Source organism: Acinetobacter sp. IRS14 (assembly GCF_034650275.1).
In the GTDB taxonomy this organism is placed as follows: domain Bacteria; phylum Pseudomonadota; class Gammaproteobacteria; order Pseudomonadales; family Moraxellaceae; genus Acinetobacter; species Acinetobacter oleivorans.
In genome coordinates this window covers 84,933-104,288 of the sequence record NZ_JAOVFN010000011.1, presented here as the reverse complement: position 1 = coordinate 104,288, position 19,356 = coordinate 84,933, and the positions used below count along the sequence as shown (strand labels likewise).

The window sequence follows — 19,356 nt, the reverse complement described above, 5'->3', positions numbered from 1 at the left end:
AACCGAGCCTTGCTTTGATCATTATTGGGCTTGGAATTTTAAGTGCTATTGGTTTGGGAAGTTATATTCTGGCAAGTCGCTTTTTACCTTTAGTTGTGTTTGGACTTTTAGGATATCTGGAACCAGTTTTGCTTGCTTTAGCTTCTCTAGTTTTAGGGGAGAGTATTGGTCAAGAAGAATGGTTTACTTATATTCCGATCTGGTGTGCAGTATTTGTACTCGTTTTAGAAGGCGCAGTTCACCTTTATCAACAACGTCAAAAAGCCAAAAATTTGCAGCTAAACGTCGCAAAATATCAAAAAAGATTAAAAAATGATGCTCATGATTAGAGCATCAGAATCTAAAAAGTAAGAAAAAGCAAAAATTTAGCTGCTTTAAACAATAAGATAATAAAAAATAATTATAGGTATTTTATGAATTTATGATGAATTTTAGGAAAATCTAGCCACTAACGTCAGCTTTTGATTCATTCTTGTCGATAATTCCATTACAATTACGGGGTTTAAAAAATCACGCCTAGATATAATTAATTAGAGGACGTATCTGTGAGCAAAGACACTATCATCGCCCTGCATGCTGAACACCAAGGCCGTTGGAAAAACCGTGAAGAAATCGCGGAACGTATGATTGCCGTAATCGGTCAATTATACCGTGAAAAAAATATTGTCGTATCTGTTTACGGTCGCTCTTTAATTAACCGTTCTGTTATTCAAATTTTGAAAACTCACCGTCGTACACGTGTTGTAGATGTTGAGCTTTCTGTTGTAAATACATTTCCAATTTTAGAAGCTTTAGCAAAAGTTGAAAACATTGGTTCTGCAGAAGTTGATATCGGTAAACTTGCTGTTGAATATAAAGAAAAAGGCGGTGATGTTGACGCTTTTGTTGCTCAAGCAGTTGAGTCAATTAAAGGTAGTGCAACTTCTGAACAACCTAAAGATGTAGTTCTTTATGGTTTTGGTCGTATTGGCCGTATCTTGGCTCGTTTAATCATTAGCCAATCAGGTTTAGGTCGTGGCCTAAGCCTTAAAGCAATTGTTGTGCGTAAATCTTCTGATGGCGATTTAGCAAAACGTGCTTCTTTACTTCGTCGTGACTCTATTCATGGCACTTTCGCTGGTACAATCGCTGTTGATGAAGAAAACGAAGCAATCATTGCTAACGGTAACTTCATTAAAGTGATTTATGCATCGAGCCCAAGTGAAGTTGACTATACTGAGTACGGTATTCAAAACGCGCTTTTAATCGATAACACTGGTAAATGGCGTGATGCTGAAGGTCTAAGCCAACACTTGAAATGCCCAGGCGTTGCACGTGTTGTATTGACTGCACCAAGTAAAGGCGAAATGAAAAACGTTGTATTTGGCGTAAACAACACAGACATCTTAGATGAAGACAAAATCATCTCGGCTGCAAGTTGTACAACAAATGCAATTACTCCAATTCTTAAAGTATTGGATGACAAATATAAAGTTCTTAACGGTCACGTTGAAACTGTTCACTCATTTACAAATGACCAGAACTTAATTGATAACTACCATAAAGCAGATCGTCGTGGTCGTGCAGCTACATTGAACATGGTTATTACTGAAACTGGTGCTGCTAAAGCTGTTGCTAAAGCATTACCTGCATTGAAAGGTAAGTTAACTGGTAACTCTGTACGTGTTCCTACGCCAAACGTATCTCTTGCTATCTTGAACTTAACGCTTGATAAAGAAGTTGATCGTGAAGAAGTGAACGAATACATTCGTCAAATTTCGATTAACTCTAGCCTTCAAGGTCAAATTGGTTATACCAACTCGACTGAAGTTGTATCGAGTGACTTTATCGGTTCTCGTACTGCTGGTGTGTATGACGCTCAAGCAACGATTACTTCTGGTAACCGTTTAACTGCTTATGTTTGGTACGATAACGAAGTTGGTTATAGCTGTCAGGTATTACGTATCGCTGAACAAATGTGCGGCGTAAGCTACAAAAAAATTCCAGCAGAATTGAATGCTTAAGATCATTTAACGATCTATAAAAGATTTTCACAAAAAGACCCAGTTTAGACTGGGTTTTTTTACAACCGTACAAAATATATGCTGACTATTTTTTGTAAATAAATGAGAATAGGAATTAAGGAAAAAAAGAAAATAGTAAGGGATAGGAATTGTCGCAGTTTAAACGTTTGTTGGTCGTTTTTATATTCATCATTATTGCCAATTTATGTGGTGTACTCATTGCAATATGGGTGTTTAAGCATTTTAATATTTATATTCCTTTGAAGAATCAAGCAGTTGCTATTGACTTGCAAGAACCTCTACAAGTTAAGGTTAAAGTACAAGATGCTTTAAATGTGGATGTAAAAGGGCGAGTAAATGCCAGTATTCCAATTGATGAGAAACTGAATATTCCATTAACCCAGACATTAACTCCGCGTGTTTACTTCGATAATATGGTGCCGATTAGCACCACAATTCCTGTCAAAGAAACATTAAAAGTTGAACAGAATTTACCAATCGATACGAAGGTTCAAGTGAGGGTTTTGGGACGTGATATTACGTTACCATTGAAAGGGACAATTCCATTAAAACTTGATGTTCCGATTGATATTAATGTTCCGCTTGAGCAAAAGGTTCATTTGAAATTTGATGCGCCTGTACGGACGGTATTAAAAGAAAATTTACATATTCCTCTAAAAGCAAGATTGGATACTAATATTCCAATTGAGGGTAATTTGAATGTCCCTGTTAAAACAGCACTAAATGCTTCGGTCGATGTGAAAAACACATTGCCTGTGAAGATTGCAAATGGTGAGTTAAAAATTCCTCTGTCCACTATGCGATTAAATCGGGTAGTAGGTTCAGAAACATCGCAGACAACAACTGATCAATAGGGTGAATAGTAATGTTTCGTTCACTCAAGAGTATGTTGATCAGTTTTTTCTTAATGATGATCCTTGCTGCTGTTATGTTTTGGGTATATCTCAATATTCAAGCTAATTTAGTTGTTTCGGCTCATAATGCCGATATTAGTTTGCCTGACTCTTTAGAAACAAAGATTCAAGTTGGCAATACTTTACAGGTTCAATCTATTGGTAAACTTGATACAACATTAGATATAGACCGCCAACTAACTTTACCTTTAAAAGGGAAATATCTGGCAGATTTAAGTTTTGCTGTAGAGACGCCAATTACAGTGAGTGTTGACTATTCGACAACTTTAAAAATTGATCAGGTTATGCCTCTTGAAACTACGACAGACCTCGTCTATCAAAGTAAATTTTTGCCAAAATTTCCACTTAAACTAGATATTCCCATCAAGCTGGATGTTCCTTTTAATTTAAAACGTAGTTATACCATTCCAGTTAAAATTGTTTTTGATGGTCCTGTTTATTTTGAATTTGATGAGCCAGTAAATTTATCGGTTAAACATCGGTTTAACCCAAGTCTACAAGTGAATGACCCTATGGAAATGGGGAATGTCTCTTCATTTAATGCCATCATGTATAATTCTGTTCCAAAAACAAAAGCAAATCTTGATATGCAAATGACCTTGCCACTGCGTAATGTCCATCCTTAAAAATTAAATAGTTATTCTGCATTTTATGTTGGGTAAAGCCTGTATTTGTAAATCTAAAATGCTTTTGGTGACTTAAAGATAAAAACAGATCGTTATAAATGGGAATTGTCCCATTTTCTATTCGAGAATTTTATGAAAATATGGCAGAATAGGCGGTTTTAGAGTTTTTAGAGGATTGGCAGATGCGCTTTGTTGATGAAGCAGTCATTACCGTAGAGGCTGGCGACGGTGGCAATGGCGTAGCCAGTTTTCGCCGTGAAAAATTTGTACCATTTGGTGGCCCAGATGGTGGTGATGGCGGACGTGGTGGAAGTATCTATATTCAAGCTGATGATGATACGAGTACGCTAGTCGATTACCGTTACACACGTAAGTTCCGTGCTGAGCGCGGAAAGAATGGTGCAGGCGCTAACTGTACTGGACGTGGTGGTGAAGATGTGGTTTTAAAAGTACCCGTTGGTACAACAATTGTTGATACAGATTCAGGCGATATTATTGGCGATTTGGTTGAAGATGGCCAAAGAATTCTGGTTGCAGGTGGTGGTGACGGTGGTTTGGGGAATACCCACTTTAAATCATCAACTAACCGTGCTCCGCGTAAATGTACGACAGGCATCAAAGGTGAATTTCGTGAAATTCGTCTTGAATTAAAAGTATTGGCAGATGTTGGTTTATTGGGTATGCCAAATGCTGGTAAATCAACCTTTATTCGTGCTGTAAGTGCTGCAAAACCAAAAGTAGCAGATTATCCATTTACAACCATGGTTCCAAACTTGGGCGTTGTAGATGCTGACCGTCATCGTTCATTTGTAATGGCCGATATTCCTGGTTTGATTGAAGGTGCAGCGGAAGGTGCTGGTTTGGGAATTCGTTTCCTTAAACATTTGGCACGTACGCGTATCCTTTTACACATTATTGATGTGCAACCAATTGACGGTTCGGATCCTGCGCATAATGCAAAAGCAATTATGAATGAGTTAGCTAAGTTTTCTCCTACTTTGGCTAAACTTCCGATTGTTTTAGTGCTGAATAAACTTGATCAGATTGCTGAAGAAAGTCGTGAAGAGTGGTGTCAGCATATTCTAGATGAACTAGAGTGGACTGGGCCTGTCTTTAAGACATCAGGTCTATTAAGTGAAGGTACAAAAGACGTTGTGTATTACCTCATGGATCAGATTGAACAACAACGTGAACGCGAAGTTGAAGATCCTGAATATGCAGCAGAAGTAAGAGCTTTCCGTGAACAACTAGAAGTTGAAACACGTGAACAAACCATTGCGGCAAAAGAAGCATATCGCGCTATGCGTCGAGCACAACGTCTTGAAGGCATGTTGGGCGATGATGATGATTTTGACGATGATGAAGACGACAATGATGTAGAAAGCATCTACGTTCGTGACTAAAAAACCGAGGAAAACATGATAGAAGTGGTCGATGGGCAACGTCAGCTCAGTGAGTGTAAACGAATCGTTGTTAAAATCGGATCATCTTTACTCACAGCCAATGGGCAAGGTTTAGATTTGAATGCTATTTCGCATTGGGCGAAACAGATTGCAGATCTACACAATGCCGGACACGAAATTATTTTAGTGTCTTCTGGAGCTGTGGCTGAAGGTATGGTTCGTATGAAGCTTGCAAGTCGACCCACCGATCTACCCAGTCTACAAGCCTGTGCTGCGATTGGGCAGATGGGTTTAATTCATACTTGGTCTAGTGTGCTTGAAGAACATGGCATTCGTACTGCTCAGGTTTTACTCACTCATGATGATCTAGCGGACCGCCGTCGTTATTTAAACTCATGTGATGCTTTGCAAAACTTGATTGATTGGCGTGTGATTCCGGTTATTAATGAAAATGACACGGTATCTACCGACGAGATTCGCTTTGGTGATAACGATACTTTAGCTGCGATGGTTGCAGGTCAGGTTCATGCAGAATTGTTGATCATTTTAACTGATCAGCAGGGTATGTTTGATTCAGATCCGCGTCACAACCCCGATGCGAAATTACTATCTACTGTTCGTGCCATGGACGATGTTTTATTCGAAATGGCTGGCGGTGGTGGTGTGCTCGGCAGAGGTGGTATGGTGACTAAGGTTCGTGCCGCACGTTTAGCTGCTAAGTCGGGCTGTCCAACGCTCATTGCGAGTGGTGAAAGTGACAATGTCTTGTCACGTGCCATGGCCGGTGAAATGCTAGGTACGTTGTTTACTACAGATAAAGACCGTATGACTGCTCATCAACAATGGCTCGCTGCTCATTTACAAACGGCAGGCCGTCTTGTAATTGATGATGGTGCCATTGAGGCGATTAAATTGAAACATCGCAGTTTACTCCCAGTTGGGGTTAAAACTGTTGAAGGACATTTTGATCGTGGTGATGTGGTTGAATGTGTAGATAAACAAGGTAAACGTATTGCAGTAGGTCGAGTGAATTTCAGTTCACGATCTGCTGAAATTATTAAAGGCTTAGCCTCAGATAAGGTTTATCAAGTGTTAGGTGAAGCTCGTTCACTTGAAATGATTCATCGTGATCATATGGCAATTTATTAAGTTATATCTAAATAAAAAAGCTCGCTTTATGCGAGCTTTTTTTCTGGCGTTAAACTAGGTAAAACACGGTCTTCACCCACCATATAGGGGTGTGTCGCGAGACTGAGCATATCTAGGTCTTCTGAGCTATTACCATATGCATAAACTTGATGGTAATGCTGGAGCGTATATTGCTGATGTATTCTTAATTTCTTTTGTTCACTACTACAATCTGGGGTGGAGTAATAACCTGTCATCATACCGTTTTTAATTTGAGTTTCAGTACAAATTAATTCGATATTCAGTAGTTTGCAAAGTGGAGCAAGGTAGACATCAATTGAAGCTGAAACCAGTACCACTCGATCACCACGTAACTGATGATGTTGTAACTGTGCGAAAAGTTCAGGTGAAAGCGAAGAGACTAACTCTTGTGCATATTCTTCACCTAATCTTTGCAGCTCAATTGCAGGGGTATTTTTGAACATGCTGCGAAATAACTTGGCACGCATAGCATGAGCTGGATAAAAGTTAAGATAGTAGGCTTGAATCCATGGCAGGATTTTCAAACCTTGTTTAACAATATGGCGCTTAGACAAAGCATAAAAGATGAACCCTGTAAAACTATCTTTACTACACAAGGTTCCATCAAAATCGAACAGGGCGAGACTTTTTATAGTCTTATGCGTTTCGCTCGTTGCATACATGATTCATATCGTCCGTTTACGCGGGTTGCATACCAGTTGGTATTATAGTCACGACTTAATTTTGGGCCAGAAATGACCACTTGCGGCATGATTGCATAGATAGGTTCTTTACCTGTCTTTGCTTTATAAAGTTTCGTCAGAGCAATATAGGTTTGAGTACTTTCAAACTTTTTCTCTTTTTCTAATTTAAGATCATCACGAATTTGTCGTGGGGTAACCAATACATTATTTTTTGCAAATACAGTAATCAATTCTTTTTCTGACTGGCTTTGAGTCGGACGCGGATCACCATCTTTTGTATAAAGAAGTAGATCACCATCAAGACTGATTTCTGTATCTGTTAGGTCATTTAACATGCTTTGAAAAGCAGCATTACGGCTAGAATACATACCTGAGTTATAGTCTGCAAATCGATAAATGGCTTTATCGTAGTCTGCTGGATAAACCATTAAACGATGAATACCATAATATAAACCGCCATATTCAGTATATAAGTCATCACGAAGTGCAGCGGTATTCATGCTTGAGCGTTTATTGGCTTTCGCATAGTTAATATGAACTTGCATAGAACCCAGGGTCGTAATAGGGTTCATTTTCTCGCCAATATCTTGCCCAACTAATTTGGCCGCACCTGTTAATGCACTCACATGGTAATGCTTAGCCATAAAATCGAAAATTTCTCGGTAAAGTAAGTCGAGGTCTTTCTCGGTTTTAACTTTACGCATTTGACTCATATAGTTGTTATCGGGAGAAGGCTGAGTTCTTAGCACTTCTTCAAAATAACCGGCAATTGTTCCACCAATGGTTTTGCCAAGCTTATCTTCAAACTTTTCATTTAAACGTGTGCTGACTTCTTCAACTGCTTTTTGGCCTAAACCCGGTACTTGGGGATTGGCAACAAAGTTAGATTCTTGATCTACTACAGCCACAATACTACAGACATTTTTCTTGGTTTTAGGAATATCCAAGTCTTTCATAATGTCGTCAATATCTTTAGCCCATGACTCACGATCATGTACACGTGATGGGATTAGACGTTTAATCTGTTGGCTTTCTAATTCGGGCTCATCATTATTTGACCACCAAGCTTTATCACCACAAGCAGCTAAACTCATGCATACGGCAGCCATACCGAATGATTTTAATAAAAAACGGGAAGACAACGGTTTGTTCATGGCGAGGAAAGCACCTGCATAAAAAGATGAGCCGATTAAGCGGATGAAGTATACTATGTTGATCATCAATTGTATGAATATATATGTATATTGGTCCCTATCAACTGTCAAATAATTTAATCGTTGCTCCTATGGCCGGGGTCACTGACCGTCCATTTAGAACGCTCTGCAAGTATTTTGGCGCAGGCCATGCAGTCAGTGAAATGATGACTGCCGATAAGACTTTGCGGATGAGCAAAAAGAGCCTCTACCGTGCAAATTTTGACGGCGAACTCGCTCCAATTTCTGCTCAAATTGCAGGTTCTGATCCTGAGCAATTAGCAGAAGCTGCACGTTATCAAGTGGCAAATGGCGCACAAATTGTTGATATCAATATGGGATGTCCAGCCAAAAAAGTATGTAACAAACTTGCTGGTTCAGCATTATTACAAGATGAAGATTTAGTGGCACGAATTCTTGATGCAGTGGTTACTGCTGTTGATGTTCCTGTGACATTAAAAACCCGTTTGGGCTTTTTAAATGGTCAAGAAAATATTTTAAGAGTCGCAAAAAGAGCAGAAGAAGCGGGAATTGCTGCATTGGCCTTACATGGTCGCACCCGTGAAGACATGTATTTAAATACAGCACGTTATGATTTGATCAAACATGTCAAAGAGTTAATCAATATTCCACTTATTGCGAACGGTGATATTGATAGTCCAGAAAAGGCAAAATATGTGCTCGATTATACAGGTGCTGATGCAATCATGATTGGTCGCGCTGCTCAAGGTCGACCATGGATTTTCCGTGAAATTGCTCATTATTTAAAAACTGGAGAGCACTTAGCTGCACCTAATATTGAAGAGGTGAAGCATGTGCTACTTGGGCATTTATCAGAACTTTATCAATTTTATGGTGAATATTCTGGATGTCGTATTGCCCGTAAACATATTGCTTGGTACACAAAAGGATTACGCTCAAGTAACGAATTCCGCCAAAATATGTATAAAGTTGAAAGTACTGCTGAACAAGCATTAGTGGTCGAAAACTATTTTAATCAGTTATTAGCTGAAGGTAATTTGATAAGTGATGTGCAAGTTGAGCAGGTTAACTTATTAGAAACTCATTAAAGAAAAAGCCAGTAAATGTTTACTGGCTTTTTTAAATTTACTCATCTTCTAGCATTTCTACCACTAACTGATTAACTAAATCGGCAGCAGCTAATTCACGTATTTGTGAGACATTACTACCCGCCCAAAAAGCACCGAAGCCATAGTCTTTATTCTTACTTGCAATTGAATTGAGTTGCTTGGCTAAATCATAGGTATAGGGATATTCGGGTTGAGGAGGGCGATTAGGTAAATCAATTTGTGTGTGCCAATGATTGAGCAATCCACGGGCCGGACGTCCAGAAAGACTGGCACTAATTTGCGTCACAGGCTCATTAAATAAAGCTTTACGGTACTCGGTAGATGCATTTGAAGATGGACATTGAACAAAAGCAGTTCCGAGTTGAACAGCTGTAGCCCCCAAGCTCAACATATGTCGTGCTTGTGCGCCGTTCATAATGCCACCAGCGGCTACCACAGGTCGTTTGCAATGTTTGACAATCAGATGTACTAAATCACTCGTTTTAATTGCTGCATCAAAAGTCTTATTAAAGATTCCACGGTGTCCACCAGCCTCAATACCTTGAGCAATAATAATATCTATACCAGCCGCTTCAATGGCTTGTGCTTCAACTAGATTAGTAGCAGAAACCATAGTGATAATTCCGGCATCTTTTAATGCCTGAATTTGATGGGGATGGGGAATGCCAAAATGAAAACTGACCGCTTTAGGTTTGGTTTCTAATACGACATTTAGAAAATCATCGTTATCAAGAAAACTTGGATAAATACAGTTTAAGTTTTGAGGAGGCTGTTCTCCGAACTTTTCAAACTGTGGACGTAAATATTCAATCCATTGTGCTGAGGTTTGAGGATTAAGTTGTTCGGGCTGATGGCAGAAAAAATTAACCTGAAATGATTTTTCTGTAAGTGTTTGGGTTTTTAAAATTTGTTCTCGAGCACTCTGCGCCGTATTTGCTCCAAGCCCTAATGACCCAAGACCACCCTGATTAGAAACTTCTGCGGCAAGTTCTGGGGTAGACACACCCGCCATAGGGGCAAGAAAAATAGGATGTTTAATTTCAAGTTGTTGTAACAGGGTCATTTTATTCACCTCATTTCTTTCTCTTCACCATAACGTGAAATCAGAACCAAGAGCAAATAATATTGGGCATTTAGTTTTTAAATATTTAGTTTTTAAATATTTAAAAGTTCTGGTTTTTTAAAGTGGAGTAACATGAAACAAAGATCCGATCCAGCTTGAAAAAGCCATTGCTAAAATTCCCCACAAGGTAATGCGTAAACTTCCTTTCAGCTTAGAAGTACCTGCGAAATGACTTGATAGTGCTCCTAAAAAAGCTAATGAAATAATGCCAAATATTAGAACTGTTTTTTCGATCCATATATCAGGGCTGAGTAAAATAGCGAGCATAGGAAACAATGCCCCAAATGAAAATGAGCCAGCTGAAGCTAATGCAGCTTGAATAGGATTTGCTGCTGTATTTTCATGAATGCCAATTTCATCACGTGCGTGAGCACCCAAGGCATCATGATTTGTAAGTTCAGTCGCAACTTGTCGAGCTAAATCTGGTGCTAAGCCTCTGGCTATATAAATTTGGGTGAGCTCATCCAATTCACGCTGCGGATGTTTTTTGAGTTCTTGTGCCTCAAATTTTAAGTCTGCTTTTTCAATATCTTCTTGTGATTTTACAGAAATATATTCTCCGGCTGCCATAGAGGTGGCGCCAGAAATTAAACCAGCAATACAGGTAATAAGAAGCGTATGAGCAGTGGCTCCACTTGCAGCCATTCCCATGATAAGACTAGTAACAGAAATAATTCCGTCATTAGCACCTAAAACGGCAGCCCTTAACCAACCTGAGCGGTGAATAAAATGATGTTCGGGGTGTTGGGAAAAGGACATGACTTTACCTTTTTTAGTTATAAATTTTTATCTTATCCTATAAGATTATTTACAATAATACGATTAAAAAATGTGTCATTATAGGAAAAACAATCAGATAACTACTTTTCAAAACATAATATAAAAGGAGATAAAATGAACAACTTATGGAACCTAGCCTACTTGCCCAAATAGTGTAATTTATGAGTTTAATTATAATATTTATTGATTAAATTTTAACCTTACTTCTGCGCAAACATTCTATTCACTTTACTCTAGAGGTCTCAATGAATAACAAAACAATAAAATCTCTAACCCGTTCCTTTATCGTTATTGGTTCGATCTGCCCAGCTTTAGGCCTCTTAAGCATAGAGACTACATTTGCCCAAGAGATTGTGAATCAAGAATATAAACCAGGTAATCCGATTTATGATAAATGGGACCAATTTTATAAAATTGAGAAGACTCAACCGGAAAATGCCGAGAAGTTATTATTAGAACTGGGCGAAATGACACCTCAAGATATTAAAGTTTGGAAAAGCTTAACTTATTTGCAGATTAGAATAGGCAAACAGGAAGCAGCTTTGCAAAGTTTAAGAAAAGCAGAGGCATTAGACCCAGCAGATGATAATTTAAAACTCCAAGAAGCCTATTTACTTAACTCTCAAAAAAATAATAAAGAAGCTTTGGTAGTTTTTAAGGAGCTTACGCAATCTAAAGATGCCGATATTGCCAACAAAGCGACACAGGCCGTAAAGAATTTAAGTGGAGGGGAAGTCAAAACTTATTTCCGTGATGTGTATTTTGCACCTTCATATGAGTCACGTTACGACGATGTGATTTTTCCATTTAAAGCTCGCTATGGTAGGAATCTTGATAATGGTCGAGCACAAGTGTATGGCTTTTTAAACCTAAACCGTGATACCCAATCTCAGGGCGGGGTACGACCTGAAATTATTGATGAAAATGCAGTGACTCTAGGTGTGGGCGCTAATTATCAACCTTGGACATCTATACCTGTGCGAATGTATTTAGAAGTGGGGGGAAGTTACGATCTGATTGATCGAAATAGAGATAAATTTCGTGAAAGTGTTGTCGGTGGGGTGACAGGTTATCAAGAATGGTACTCTCAAAATAATTGTAATCATTCACTTTGCTTTAATGATTACTTCACTGATTTATATGGTAATGCAGCAACGTATTCTAGAGAAGATTATAACGTTATTGGCGATTTACGCTTACGTACGGGCTTGAATGTCTATAAAGGCGAGAACGGAACTGTACAGGCTTATTTGAAATTGCATGGCTTAGCTGACAGTAAAGATGAGTATTACAACAATTTATTTGAATATGGCCCCGGTATTTCATGGCAGCCTTTTAATTATCAGCCGATAAAACTACGTGTTGAGCGACTATATGGCAATTACTTTAAAGATGTGCCAGTAAATACAAAAGATCATTACAACAATACCCGAGTGGAACTCGTCTTTTATAAGGATTTCTAAAATGAAGAAAATTTTTATATCTATTGTATTTGGAACTCGTCCTGAATTAATCAAACTTGCCCCTGTTATTTTATTGGCAAAGCAAGATCCTCGTTTTCAAGTTGAGGTGATTTTTACTGGACAACACGATGAATTAGTAAGAGATGCGATAGATTTCTTTGGGGTTGAAATTGACCATCGTCTTAAAATTATGAATGCGGGACAAAGTTTAAATCAGCTACTCATACACGGTTTGAGCCAAATCGAGAATGTATACACTGATGGGCAAAAAAGAGATGCAATTGTTATTCAAGGAGATACAACAACTGTTTTAGCAGCTGGCTTAGTCGCGTTTTCAATGAAAGTTCCTGTAGCACATGTGGAAGCTGGTTTACGCTCTTATGATTTGGATCATCCTTTTCCAGAAGAGGGAAATCGTCAGTTAGTGTCACGTATTACCAAATGGCATTTTGCTCCGACAGAACAATCAAAAAGAAATTTACTCAATGAACAAATTCCATTAGAACTCATTACAGTTACAGGCAATACCGTTGTTGATGCGGTGTATTTAGGACGTAAATTAATTTCTGAAAAATCTGATTTGAAGAACCAGCTTGAACCTTATGGAATTCAATTAAAGCAAGATGATAAAGTTGTGCTTATTACTGCGCATCGTCGTGAAAACTTTGGCGGAGGAATTCAAAATATTTGTAATGCCGTTGAGCACTTAGCCCACGACCATCCTGATTTACATTTTATTTGGCCAGTCCATTTAAACCCAGCAGTACATGATGTGGTTCATGATAAGTTTAAAGACCATCCGCAAATCCATTTAGTTAAACCATTAGACTATCCTAGTTTATTGGCAGTTATAGACCGATCTACTTTTATTTTGACGGACTCAGGTGGGTTACAAGAAGAGAGTCCATCATTTAATAAGCCAGTTTTAATCTTACGAGATACCACAGAACGACCTGAAGTTGTTGAAGTAGGGGCCGGCGTTTTGGTAGGGACAAACCAACAAAAAATTATTGAAGAAGCTGAAAAGCTACTCACCGACCAACAGCACTATGAAAAAATGGCACATGTAGAAAATCCATTCGGTGATGGGCAAGCAGCTCAACGTATTCTCGATCAAATTGCTAAATCTTATGAATTGGCATAATTATGAGTTAAGAATTTCTTCTCACTTATGGCTTTATTAACACCACCATAAGTGAGGCGATACCACAAGCTCACAATATTGACGCACCAGCGGCTCATGTAATGTGGTCCATCAAAAATATAGACAGTTTTTCCTTCATATGCTTTTAGTTGAGAAATAATTTCCCACGGATATGCAGCTCTAAATTGCCCATTCTTTTTAACTCTAAAGGCTTCTAGTACTATAATTACTTTATCTTTTCCAAGCTTTTGTTCAAGTTGATCTAAAATATGTTTAGCTTGCTGCGGAGAACGTACACCTACGCCAACTCCGTCTTGGAAGAAAACGCCGTTATGTTCTGGTAACCAGCTTTTAACCCATAAATCATAATGTTCGGGTTCGGTTTCACCACTATAAATACTCACCCAAACTGGTACTGGAAGTTTATTTAAAACCTGACCTAAAGCACTTACTCTTAACCAAGTCGGATCTGCTTCCACTGGAAAATAATAACCTTTAGGTGCAGTTTTTTGCTCTTTTATAATTTCAGCAGACTTTTCCCCTAACTCAGTGACATTTGCCCGAGCTTTAGGTTCATTATATTCGCCGGCTAAACCCAATATTAGATTTTTAGCCCAAGGCTCTTGTTTAATTTTTTCTAAATTAATTGCTTTTTCCCATTGAGGAAAATTTGATTCTTTCCACCATGATTTAGACTCAACAACAGACCATTGGGGAACAAATGTATCAACACCTAAATAGTGCCAGTTTCCCTCTGGTGGAGTAGTGTTATTGTCGGGCTGCCAGAAAATTCCTTCAATATGCGGGGCTTGTCTTTGATGTTTGAACAACCCCGCATAAGCGATAACACTACAAATAATTAAAATAATAAAAGCAGCTATTTTAATTGGTATCTGTTTTTTCATTATTTCGTCTTAACCAGTACCACAAGAAGATAATTATTATCATGATTGCAGAGATAATCACAACTAATAAGAAGAAAGAAGATTGTTGAACTAAAGGTGCTTTTTGATTTCCGACAATAAGTTTTTGTAAAACATAAATATTTCCATTTTCTGAAACGAGCATTTTTGTCACGTTATTTGGAATTTTATGTTGTATTTTTTCCCACAGGTGCATGAAAGCTTGTGCTCCACCTTGTGAGTCGGTAATCACGTCAAAGCGATTATTGTTATAACTCACAATAAAACCATTAACAGCAGCAGGCGCATAAATAGTATCTTGATGCATTAATACCTGTTGTTGATAAATATCTTTATTCACACGAACATTTATTGCTTGTGGAGCACTTGGCGAATAACGGACTAGGTTAAGCGGCATTGGTCCTTGTGTTAAAAGCATTTTTTTCGCAGTTTGGCCTAATACAATCGCGATATTTAATGCACCAGATTGATTATCAATTGCAATTGTCGGAGTCGTTGCTAAAGTCATTGAAATTGCGGCTACGCCATTTTTGAGTTTATGGGGTAACTTTAGGGTAGATTTAGCTGTATCAATCCAGAGCGAACCATGTGCAGTGGGTAAACACTGTGAATTAGCAATGACTGAGTTTTCTAGCTTTAAATTAAAATTGGTCGTATTAGAAATAGCTTTGGCAAAAATGTTGAATTGTCGGTTGACGGGATCGGAAGCAAGGTCAGCTGTTTTCATGCTGCCTGCAAGTCCGCCATCAATCCAAGCCGTAATATTTGAACCTTGCAATAGACCACTTTGAATACGTAGTGCAATTTGCCCTTGCAAGATATCAGTTGGTTGCCATACTGCTGGGAAATCAAGGAATAAATTCTTTTCAGCGTGATTTAATCTGAAGTCTTCAATGCCTAAATCGGCAAGTGTATTGATTTTTTTAAATTGTGCCCAAGTTGGGGTAGAGATTGTAGTAGGGAAAATTGCACTTCCTGTATCAAGTTGCTCTACATACGAGGGGTTGATTAGTCCATTTATGGCAGCAGTAAGTTCTTGTGGTGTGTGATAAGTAATTGAAAGAGTAGCCACTCCATCTGCTGGTTTTGCAATTTGTACTAAAGCACCCCCTTTGAGTGGTGTAGCTGAGCGAATCACTTCAATAATGAAATTTGTTTCATCATTTAAATTAGTTTGTCCTGAATCAACCCATTCAATTGGTGTGATTGAAGTCCATGAACTTGCTAATCTAGCGAGCATAGAAGCTTCTATAATCTCTTTACGATTATATTTTAAAATACCAACAAACGGAGTAGGCCGTCTCGCTTGTGGATTAGCTAAAGCATCTGGTAAGTCTTTTAAACGGTATATATTACGGATAGGCGTAAAGTCGAGTTGGGAATTGCTTAAATAAGTTAAGTGATCAATATCTTCTGTACAGAATGTTTCTTTAGTTTGATTCAGCGTAGTCGGTTTAGCATACTGTTGAATAATAAAATCTAAACGATGAAAGCCACTCTGACTTGTTGGGATATCAAATTTGAATTGACCGTCCCCACTCAGTGTAGTGTTATAAATGAGTTTATCATCATATTTTACGAGTAAAGTTGTATCACTTTCAGTGGAATAATCACTTGAAAATTGAATGTTTTGCCACTGGGCACCTTTTCCAATATAGAAAAAATGAGGCTCGACCGTATATTTAGTTGAAGTACTAATATCGTCGAGTTTCCATATGTACGCATGAGCAGACATGGCGAGCATAAGACTGGTGCTGGCAAGGAGCACTTGAGCTGTTTTGTAGAGATCAAAAGTCTTTTTCATTTATTTTTTCTCCTTGCTACGTTCCGTTTTGTACCATTGAAGGGAGTTGCCCTGTATTTTATTTTTAAGCATGTCATATGCGGCTTTAAAAACAATAAATAGAAATATTTGTGAGTAACTTACATAAGATAAAACAGAGTAAAAATAGAGTTCTGGTTTAACTTTTTCGAGTGAAAGGGTAAACCACATTTGTGCGACATATAGGCAAAACGAGAGGCCCCACAGTAATGTGAAGGGGCCTGGAACTGAAATGCCTGCGATACCTAGTAACCCAAGCGTCAAGGTAATATGACTCCAGAATAAAGCAGGTACGAAAAGTATGTAGCACATAATGTTATTTAGAATTTCAATTCCAATAGGAAATGGGGTTCTTAACGCTACGGGTAAATATTTACGAGTCACATAAAAATTACCCTGAGTCCAACGTGAGCGCTGTTTAACAAACACACTTAAAGATGGCGGATCTTGTTGCCAACCAATTGCGTAGGGAACCCATTTAATTCGTTTCTGACCGATAAAAATTCGGAAGCTCATTTCAGTGTCATCGACCAATGATTTCTCATCAAAACCACCTAAGGTTTCTAATGCATCACGCCAAATGACATAGTTGGTACCCATTAATGTTGATAGTTCAAAACGTTGCCAACGACCGCCCTGAAAAATCCATTGGAAAAATATGAACTCAATGGCAATAAATCGAGTCAGAATACTATCTTGCCAATTACGGGTTCTTACTTTGCCATTTACAGCTACTAATTTTTTATCTGCAAGTAGTGTTTGAGCTAATAACCTTACGCAGTCGGGTTCAGGTGTACTGTCTGCATCATAAACAACAATGAGTTCACCTTTGGCATGGGGGAGGCCATTATTTAGTGTTCTAGATTTACCTTTGCCTCCCATTCCTTTAGGAACGTTGACAATTTTTATGCAAGGATAAATCTGCGCTAGATTTTCGGCGATTTCTAGGGTGTTATCTTTAGAACCATCATTAATCAGCAAAACTTCATATGCTTCGGCTGGATAATCCTGTTGCGCGATTGCATGTAAAGTATCTTCAATGACTACGCCTTCATTATAGGCAGGAATCAAAACACTCAAAACGGGCCATCTATCGGGTACGGGTAGGTTCTGTAACTCTTTTTCTGCTGTTTTTGAGTATTTCCAAGCCTGATAACTTAGCCATGCCCAAAATGCTTGAGGAATCCAGATGCCTAAAAAACCAAATAGGAAGAGAATATCAATGGGAGCCATTTGATTTAACCCTCCTAATAATAGATGAGATCAGCAATAACAATAAAATCACCCCGATGACCAAGGAGATCCAAGAAATATAGCTGCCGAAAGTACCAAGTAGGTCAGGATAGGTTGTGGTTAAAATAAGATCGAGTGGAACTACAACTGTGCTTAAACCAATAAAAATATACCCAAAAAAACTAGTGTTTACATGATCAGGCGTGCTGATGTATTTAATATTATTAAATTTCCATGAAATACCGAGTTGAGGGTATCGAATATTTGTGGTCGGAAGATCAGCAGGAGGGTTAATAATGATTTCATAACCTGAAACATGACCATTAAAATTTTTGGCTGAATAAAATAAGTGCTGCTTTTGTTTAATTTCTCTGGAGGGTAGAGGAAGTTCCTTTGGATTAAACTTAACAATATAGCTGCCAGCGGTCTGGGAAATTAAGTTTTCATCCCAACCTGTTGAAACAAAAGCAGCCATAGGTCGCAAGCCAATTGCAGTTGAAAATGTAGCTTTGGCAGCAAAATATTGGGGTTGTTCAGATTTAAAAAGAGCAATAGGAATAGCACCTTGGCTCACCGCTTCTTTTAATAAGAAATAGTGAGAAAAGCTAAAAACTTCATCCGGTAATATGATGCCCGGCTTTATTCCTTTATGAATAAGTCCTTGAAAGCTATCGGAACTGATTTGATCAATTGTAAAAATAGGCCACCATGTGTCCTGTGACGGGAAAAACATGGAAAGGTCATTAATACTTTGAACTTCAGTTTTTGTTTGTTCAGATTTAATTTCACAATGATAATATTGACGATAGAACTGCTGCAAAGTGCCATCTGGATATTGACTAGAGGCGATAATAATTCCACAAATATTAAGAAGATTAGACATTAAGTAATCTCCTCTTCAGGTGGAATCTGAATAACTTTATATTCGACTTCAAGCCGCAAAGTCATAATCTCTCTTAGCTTTTTAATAAATTCAGGTTCTTCTTCTGTTTTTTGTTTGCGAATAACAATACTGTATATCGTTTCTAGATCATCATCAGCAAACTGGAAGACAATTTCTTGTGGATGATGCTGACTCAAAATTTTAATCATTTCATTTTGAGTTGTTTTCCATACATCATCGCCTAACATTTCTTTAATTAAGCTTCGGTTGAGAATCCTGATTTCAAAGACTTCATAATCTTGTATATGGTGATGATCAAGAAGTTTAAAGAAACTACGTTGAAAATACTTAAGTGCGCTAAGCGGGAAAATATCACGACGATAATTTCGATCATAACTTTGTATATCACGGTATTTTTGAACGTTAATTTCAATATTGTGGCGTACAGCACTAAGAAAAAGAGGAATAAGAGGGATAATAAAAAGTAAAAGGAGCTGACGTTCAATATGTGTTTGTGCCCCTAGGTCGAGTAGAAAATATACTGCAACACCTATAAAAGCGAGTAAACCAACAATTAAAGATGCGCCAACTTCTAAAAAAGCCCCAGAAATTAAAAGAATAAGAATAAAAATCCAGCTTCCTCTAAAACTTACAGGCAGCCACTCATATGCCACCATCCCCATAAATAGATGAGCTGCGATAATCCATAAGACGAGTGTTCTTCCAGGGTTCTTCTGTTGCTGTTGCATGCGAGCTATGACTACCTTCTTGTAATGTTAATTTTTATACTTTTATAATGAGCTGTGATGCTTTTTGAATTTATTGTTGTGTTTGTCCTTTTATAAATCCTTTTAGTATTATTTTTAGAGTAAAGTCACAAT

At 38.1% G+C, this 19,356-nt stretch carries 17 protein-coding genes and 1 pseudogene; 9 read left to right on the top strand and 9 right to left on the bottom strand.

Annotated elements, in window-relative coordinates; genetic code table 11:
* The 6 genes and pseudogenes from ODQ17_RS12015 to proB form a co-directional block, all read left to right on the top strand.
* A pseudogene (locus tag ODQ17_RS12015) lies at positions 1–329 on the top strand (EamA family transporter RarD); the annotation flags it as partial.
* 216 nt (positions 330–545) lie between these two features.
* Positions 546–2,003 carry a glyceraldehyde-3-phosphate dehydrogenase gene (locus ODQ17_RS12010; protein WP_004790760.1) on the top strand — a complete coding sequence of 486 codons (1,458 nt, stop codon included), beginning with the start codon at positions 546–548 and terminating at the stop codon, positions 2,001–2,003.
* A 149-nt stretch (positions 2,004–2,152) separates the two neighbouring features.
* Entirely contained in the window at positions 2,153–2,878 is a 726-nt protein-coding gene (locus tag ODQ17_RS12005) for a hypothetical protein (RefSeq protein WP_004790761.1), read from the top strand.
* Positions 2,879–2,889: 11 nt separating this feature from the next.
* On the top strand, positions 2,890–3,564 hold the full coding sequence (locus ODQ17_RS12000; protein ID WP_005307432.1) for a hypothetical protein: 675 nt from the start codon (positions 2,890–2,892) through the stop codon (positions 3,562–3,564).
* A gap of 182 nt (positions 3,565–3,746) precedes the next feature.
* Positions 3,747–4,967, top strand: coding sequence for an Obg family GTPase CgtA (gene cgtA / locus ODQ17_RS11995; protein ID WP_004790763.1), 1,221 nt, complete (start codon positions 3,747–3,749; stop codon positions 4,965–4,967).
* Positions 4,968–4,982: 15 nt separating this feature from the next.
* Positions 4,983–6,116 carry a glutamate 5-kinase gene (gene proB / locus ODQ17_RS11990; RefSeq protein ID WP_016137396.1) on the top strand — a complete coding sequence of 378 codons (1,134 nt, stop codon included), beginning with the start codon at positions 4,983–4,985 and terminating at the stop codon, positions 6,114–6,116.
* Positions 6,117–6,142: 26 nt separating this feature from the next.
* Here the strand turns inward: proB and ODQ17_RS11985 are convergent, their stop codons facing one another.
* Positions 6,143–6,799, bottom strand: coding sequence for an HAD-IB family hydrolase (locus ODQ17_RS11985; RefSeq protein WP_013197107.1), 657 nt, complete (start codon positions 6,797–6,799; stop codon positions 6,143–6,145).
* Entirely contained in the window at positions 6,766–7,974 is a 1,209-nt protein-coding gene (locus ODQ17_RS11980) for a DUF1615 domain-containing protein (RefSeq protein WP_322903847.1), read from the bottom strand. Before ODQ17_RS11980 ends, ODQ17_RS11985 begins: the two co-directional genes overlap by 34 nt.
* 83 nt (positions 7,975–8,057) lie before the next feature.
* Between ODQ17_RS11980 and dusB the strand changes: the two genes are divergently transcribed.
* The gene (gene dusB / locus ODQ17_RS11975; protein WP_322903845.1) at positions 8,058–9,083 is read left to right on the top strand and encodes a tRNA dihydrouridine synthase DusB; all 1,026 of its coding nucleotides are present in this window, start codon (positions 8,058–8,060) and stop codon (positions 9,081–9,083) included.
* Between the two features lie 37 nt (positions 9,084–9,120).
* Here the strand turns inward: dusB and ODQ17_RS11970 are convergent, their stop codons facing one another.
* Together ODQ17_RS11970 and ODQ17_RS11965 are read right to left on the bottom strand one after the other, a co-directional pair.
* Positions 9,121–10,167: an NAD(P)H-dependent flavin oxidoreductase gene (locus ODQ17_RS11970; RefSeq protein ID WP_322903843.1), complete on the bottom strand. Its 1,047-nt coding sequence runs from the start codon at positions 10,165–10,167 to the stop codon at positions 9,121–9,123.
* 117 nt (positions 10,168–10,284) lie between these two features.
* On the bottom strand, positions 10,285–10,986 hold the full coding sequence (locus ODQ17_RS11965) for a VIT1/CCC1 transporter family protein (RefSeq protein WP_322903841.1): 702 nt from the start codon (positions 10,984–10,986) through the stop codon (positions 10,285–10,287).
* Between the two features lie 266 nt (positions 10,987–11,252).
* Between ODQ17_RS11965 and ODQ17_RS11960 the strand changes: the two genes are divergently transcribed.
* Both ODQ17_RS11960 and wecB read left to right on the top strand, forming a co-directional pair.
* Positions 11,253–12,470 carry a tetratricopeptide repeat protein gene (locus tag ODQ17_RS11960; protein WP_322903839.1) on the top strand — a complete coding sequence of 406 codons (1,218 nt, stop codon included), beginning with the start codon at positions 11,253–11,255 and terminating at the stop codon, positions 12,468–12,470.
* A gap of 1 nt (position 12,471) precedes the next feature.
* Complete coding sequence (gene wecB / locus ODQ17_RS11955) at positions 12,472–13,614, top strand: non-hydrolyzing UDP-N-acetylglucosamine 2-epimerase (protein ID WP_111854457.1); 1,143 nt, start codon at positions 12,472–12,474, stop codon at positions 13,612–13,614.
* Here wecB and ODQ17_RS11950 read toward each other — a convergent pair.
* Genes ODQ17_RS11950 through ODQ17_RS11930 form a run of 5 tightly spaced genes read right to left on the bottom strand, consistent with a single transcriptional unit; the run spans position 13,599 to position 19,224 of the window.
* On the bottom strand, positions 13,599–14,519 hold the full coding sequence (locus tag ODQ17_RS11950) for a hypothetical protein (protein WP_322903835.1): 921 nt from the start codon (positions 14,517–14,519) through the stop codon (positions 13,599–13,601). The two genes, wecB and ODQ17_RS11950, sit on opposite strands and share 16 nt — an antisense overlap.
* Complete coding sequence (locus tag ODQ17_RS11945; protein WP_322903833.1) at positions 14,497–16,341, bottom strand: hypothetical protein; 1,845 nt, start codon at positions 16,339–16,341, stop codon at positions 14,497–14,499. The genes ODQ17_RS11950 and ODQ17_RS11945 overlap by 23 nt, the downstream gene beginning before the upstream one ends.
* Positions 16,342–17,592: a glycosyltransferase family 2 protein gene (locus ODQ17_RS11940; RefSeq protein ID WP_005307402.1), complete on the bottom strand. Its 1,251-nt coding sequence runs from the start codon at positions 17,590–17,592 to the stop codon at positions 16,342–16,344. It abuts the gene before it with no gap.
* Positions 17,579–18,475: a hypothetical protein gene (locus ODQ17_RS11935; protein WP_322903831.1), complete on the bottom strand. Its 897-nt coding sequence runs from the start codon at positions 18,473–18,475 to the stop codon at positions 17,579–17,581. The genes ODQ17_RS11940 and ODQ17_RS11935 overlap by 14 nt, the downstream gene beginning before the upstream one ends.
* On the bottom strand, positions 18,475–19,224 hold the full coding sequence (locus tag ODQ17_RS11930; protein ID WP_151766878.1) for a hypothetical protein: 750 nt from the start codon (positions 19,222–19,224) through the stop codon (positions 18,475–18,477). The genes ODQ17_RS11935 and ODQ17_RS11930 overlap by 1 nt, the downstream gene beginning before the upstream one ends.
* Positions 19,225–19,356: the final 132 nt, after the last annotated feature.

Bases quoted from the DNA above. Each gene is read 5' to 3' on its own strand.
- ODQ17_RS11940 (WP_005307402.1), bottom strand. From the start codon at position 17,592: ATGGCTCCCATTGATATTCTCTTCCTATTTGGTTTTTTAGGCATCTGG.
- proB (WP_016137396.1), top strand. From the start codon at position 4,983: ATGATAGAAGTGGTCGATGGGCAACGTCAGCTCAGTGAGTGTAAACGA.
- ODQ17_RS12000 (WP_005307432.1), top strand. From the start codon at position 2,890: ATGTTTCGTTCACTCAAGAGTATGTTGATCAGTTTTTTCTTAATGATG.
- ODQ17_RS11970 (WP_322903843.1), bottom strand. From the start codon at position 10,167: ATGACCCTGTTACAACAACTTGAAATTAAACATCCTATTTTTCTTGCC.
- ODQ17_RS11930 (WP_151766878.1), bottom strand. From the start codon at position 19,224: ATGCAACAGCAACAGAAGAACCCTGGAAGAACACTCGTCTTATGGATT.
- cgtA (WP_004790763.1), top strand. From the start codon at position 3,747: ATGCGCTTTGTTGATGAAGCAGTCATTACCGTAGAGGCTGGCGACGGT.
- ODQ17_RS11960 (WP_322903839.1), top strand. From the start codon at position 11,253: ATGAATAACAAAACAATAAAATCTCTAACCCGTTCCTTTATCGTTATT.
- ODQ17_RS11935 (WP_322903831.1), bottom strand. From the start codon at position 18,475: ATGTCTAATCTTCTTAATATTTGTGGAATTATTATCGCCTCTAGTCAA.
- ODQ17_RS11965 (WP_322903841.1), bottom strand. From the start codon at position 10,986: ATGTCCTTTTCCCAACACCCCGAACATCATTTTATTCACCGCTCAGGT.
- ODQ17_RS11950 (WP_322903835.1), bottom strand. From the start codon at position 14,519: ATGAAAAAACAGATACCAATTAAAATAGCTGCTTTTATTATTTTAATT.
- ODQ17_RS11985 (WP_013197107.1), bottom strand. From the start codon at position 6,799: ATGTATGCAACGAGCGAAACGCATAAGACTATAAAAAGTCTCGCCCTG.
- ODQ17_RS11980 (WP_322903847.1), bottom strand. From the start codon at position 7,974: ATGAACAAACCGTTGTCTTCCCGTTTTTTATTAAAATCATTCGGTATG.
- dusB (WP_322903845.1), top strand. From the start codon at position 8,058: ATGTATATTGGTCCCTATCAACTGTCAAATAATTTAATCGTTGCTCCT.
- wecB (WP_111854457.1), top strand. From the start codon at position 12,472: ATGAAGAAAATTTTTATATCTATTGTATTTGGAACTCGTCCTGAATTA.
- ODQ17_RS11945 (WP_322903833.1), bottom strand. From the start codon at position 16,341: ATGAAAAAGACTTTTGATCTCTACAAAACAGCTCAAGTGCTCCTTGCC.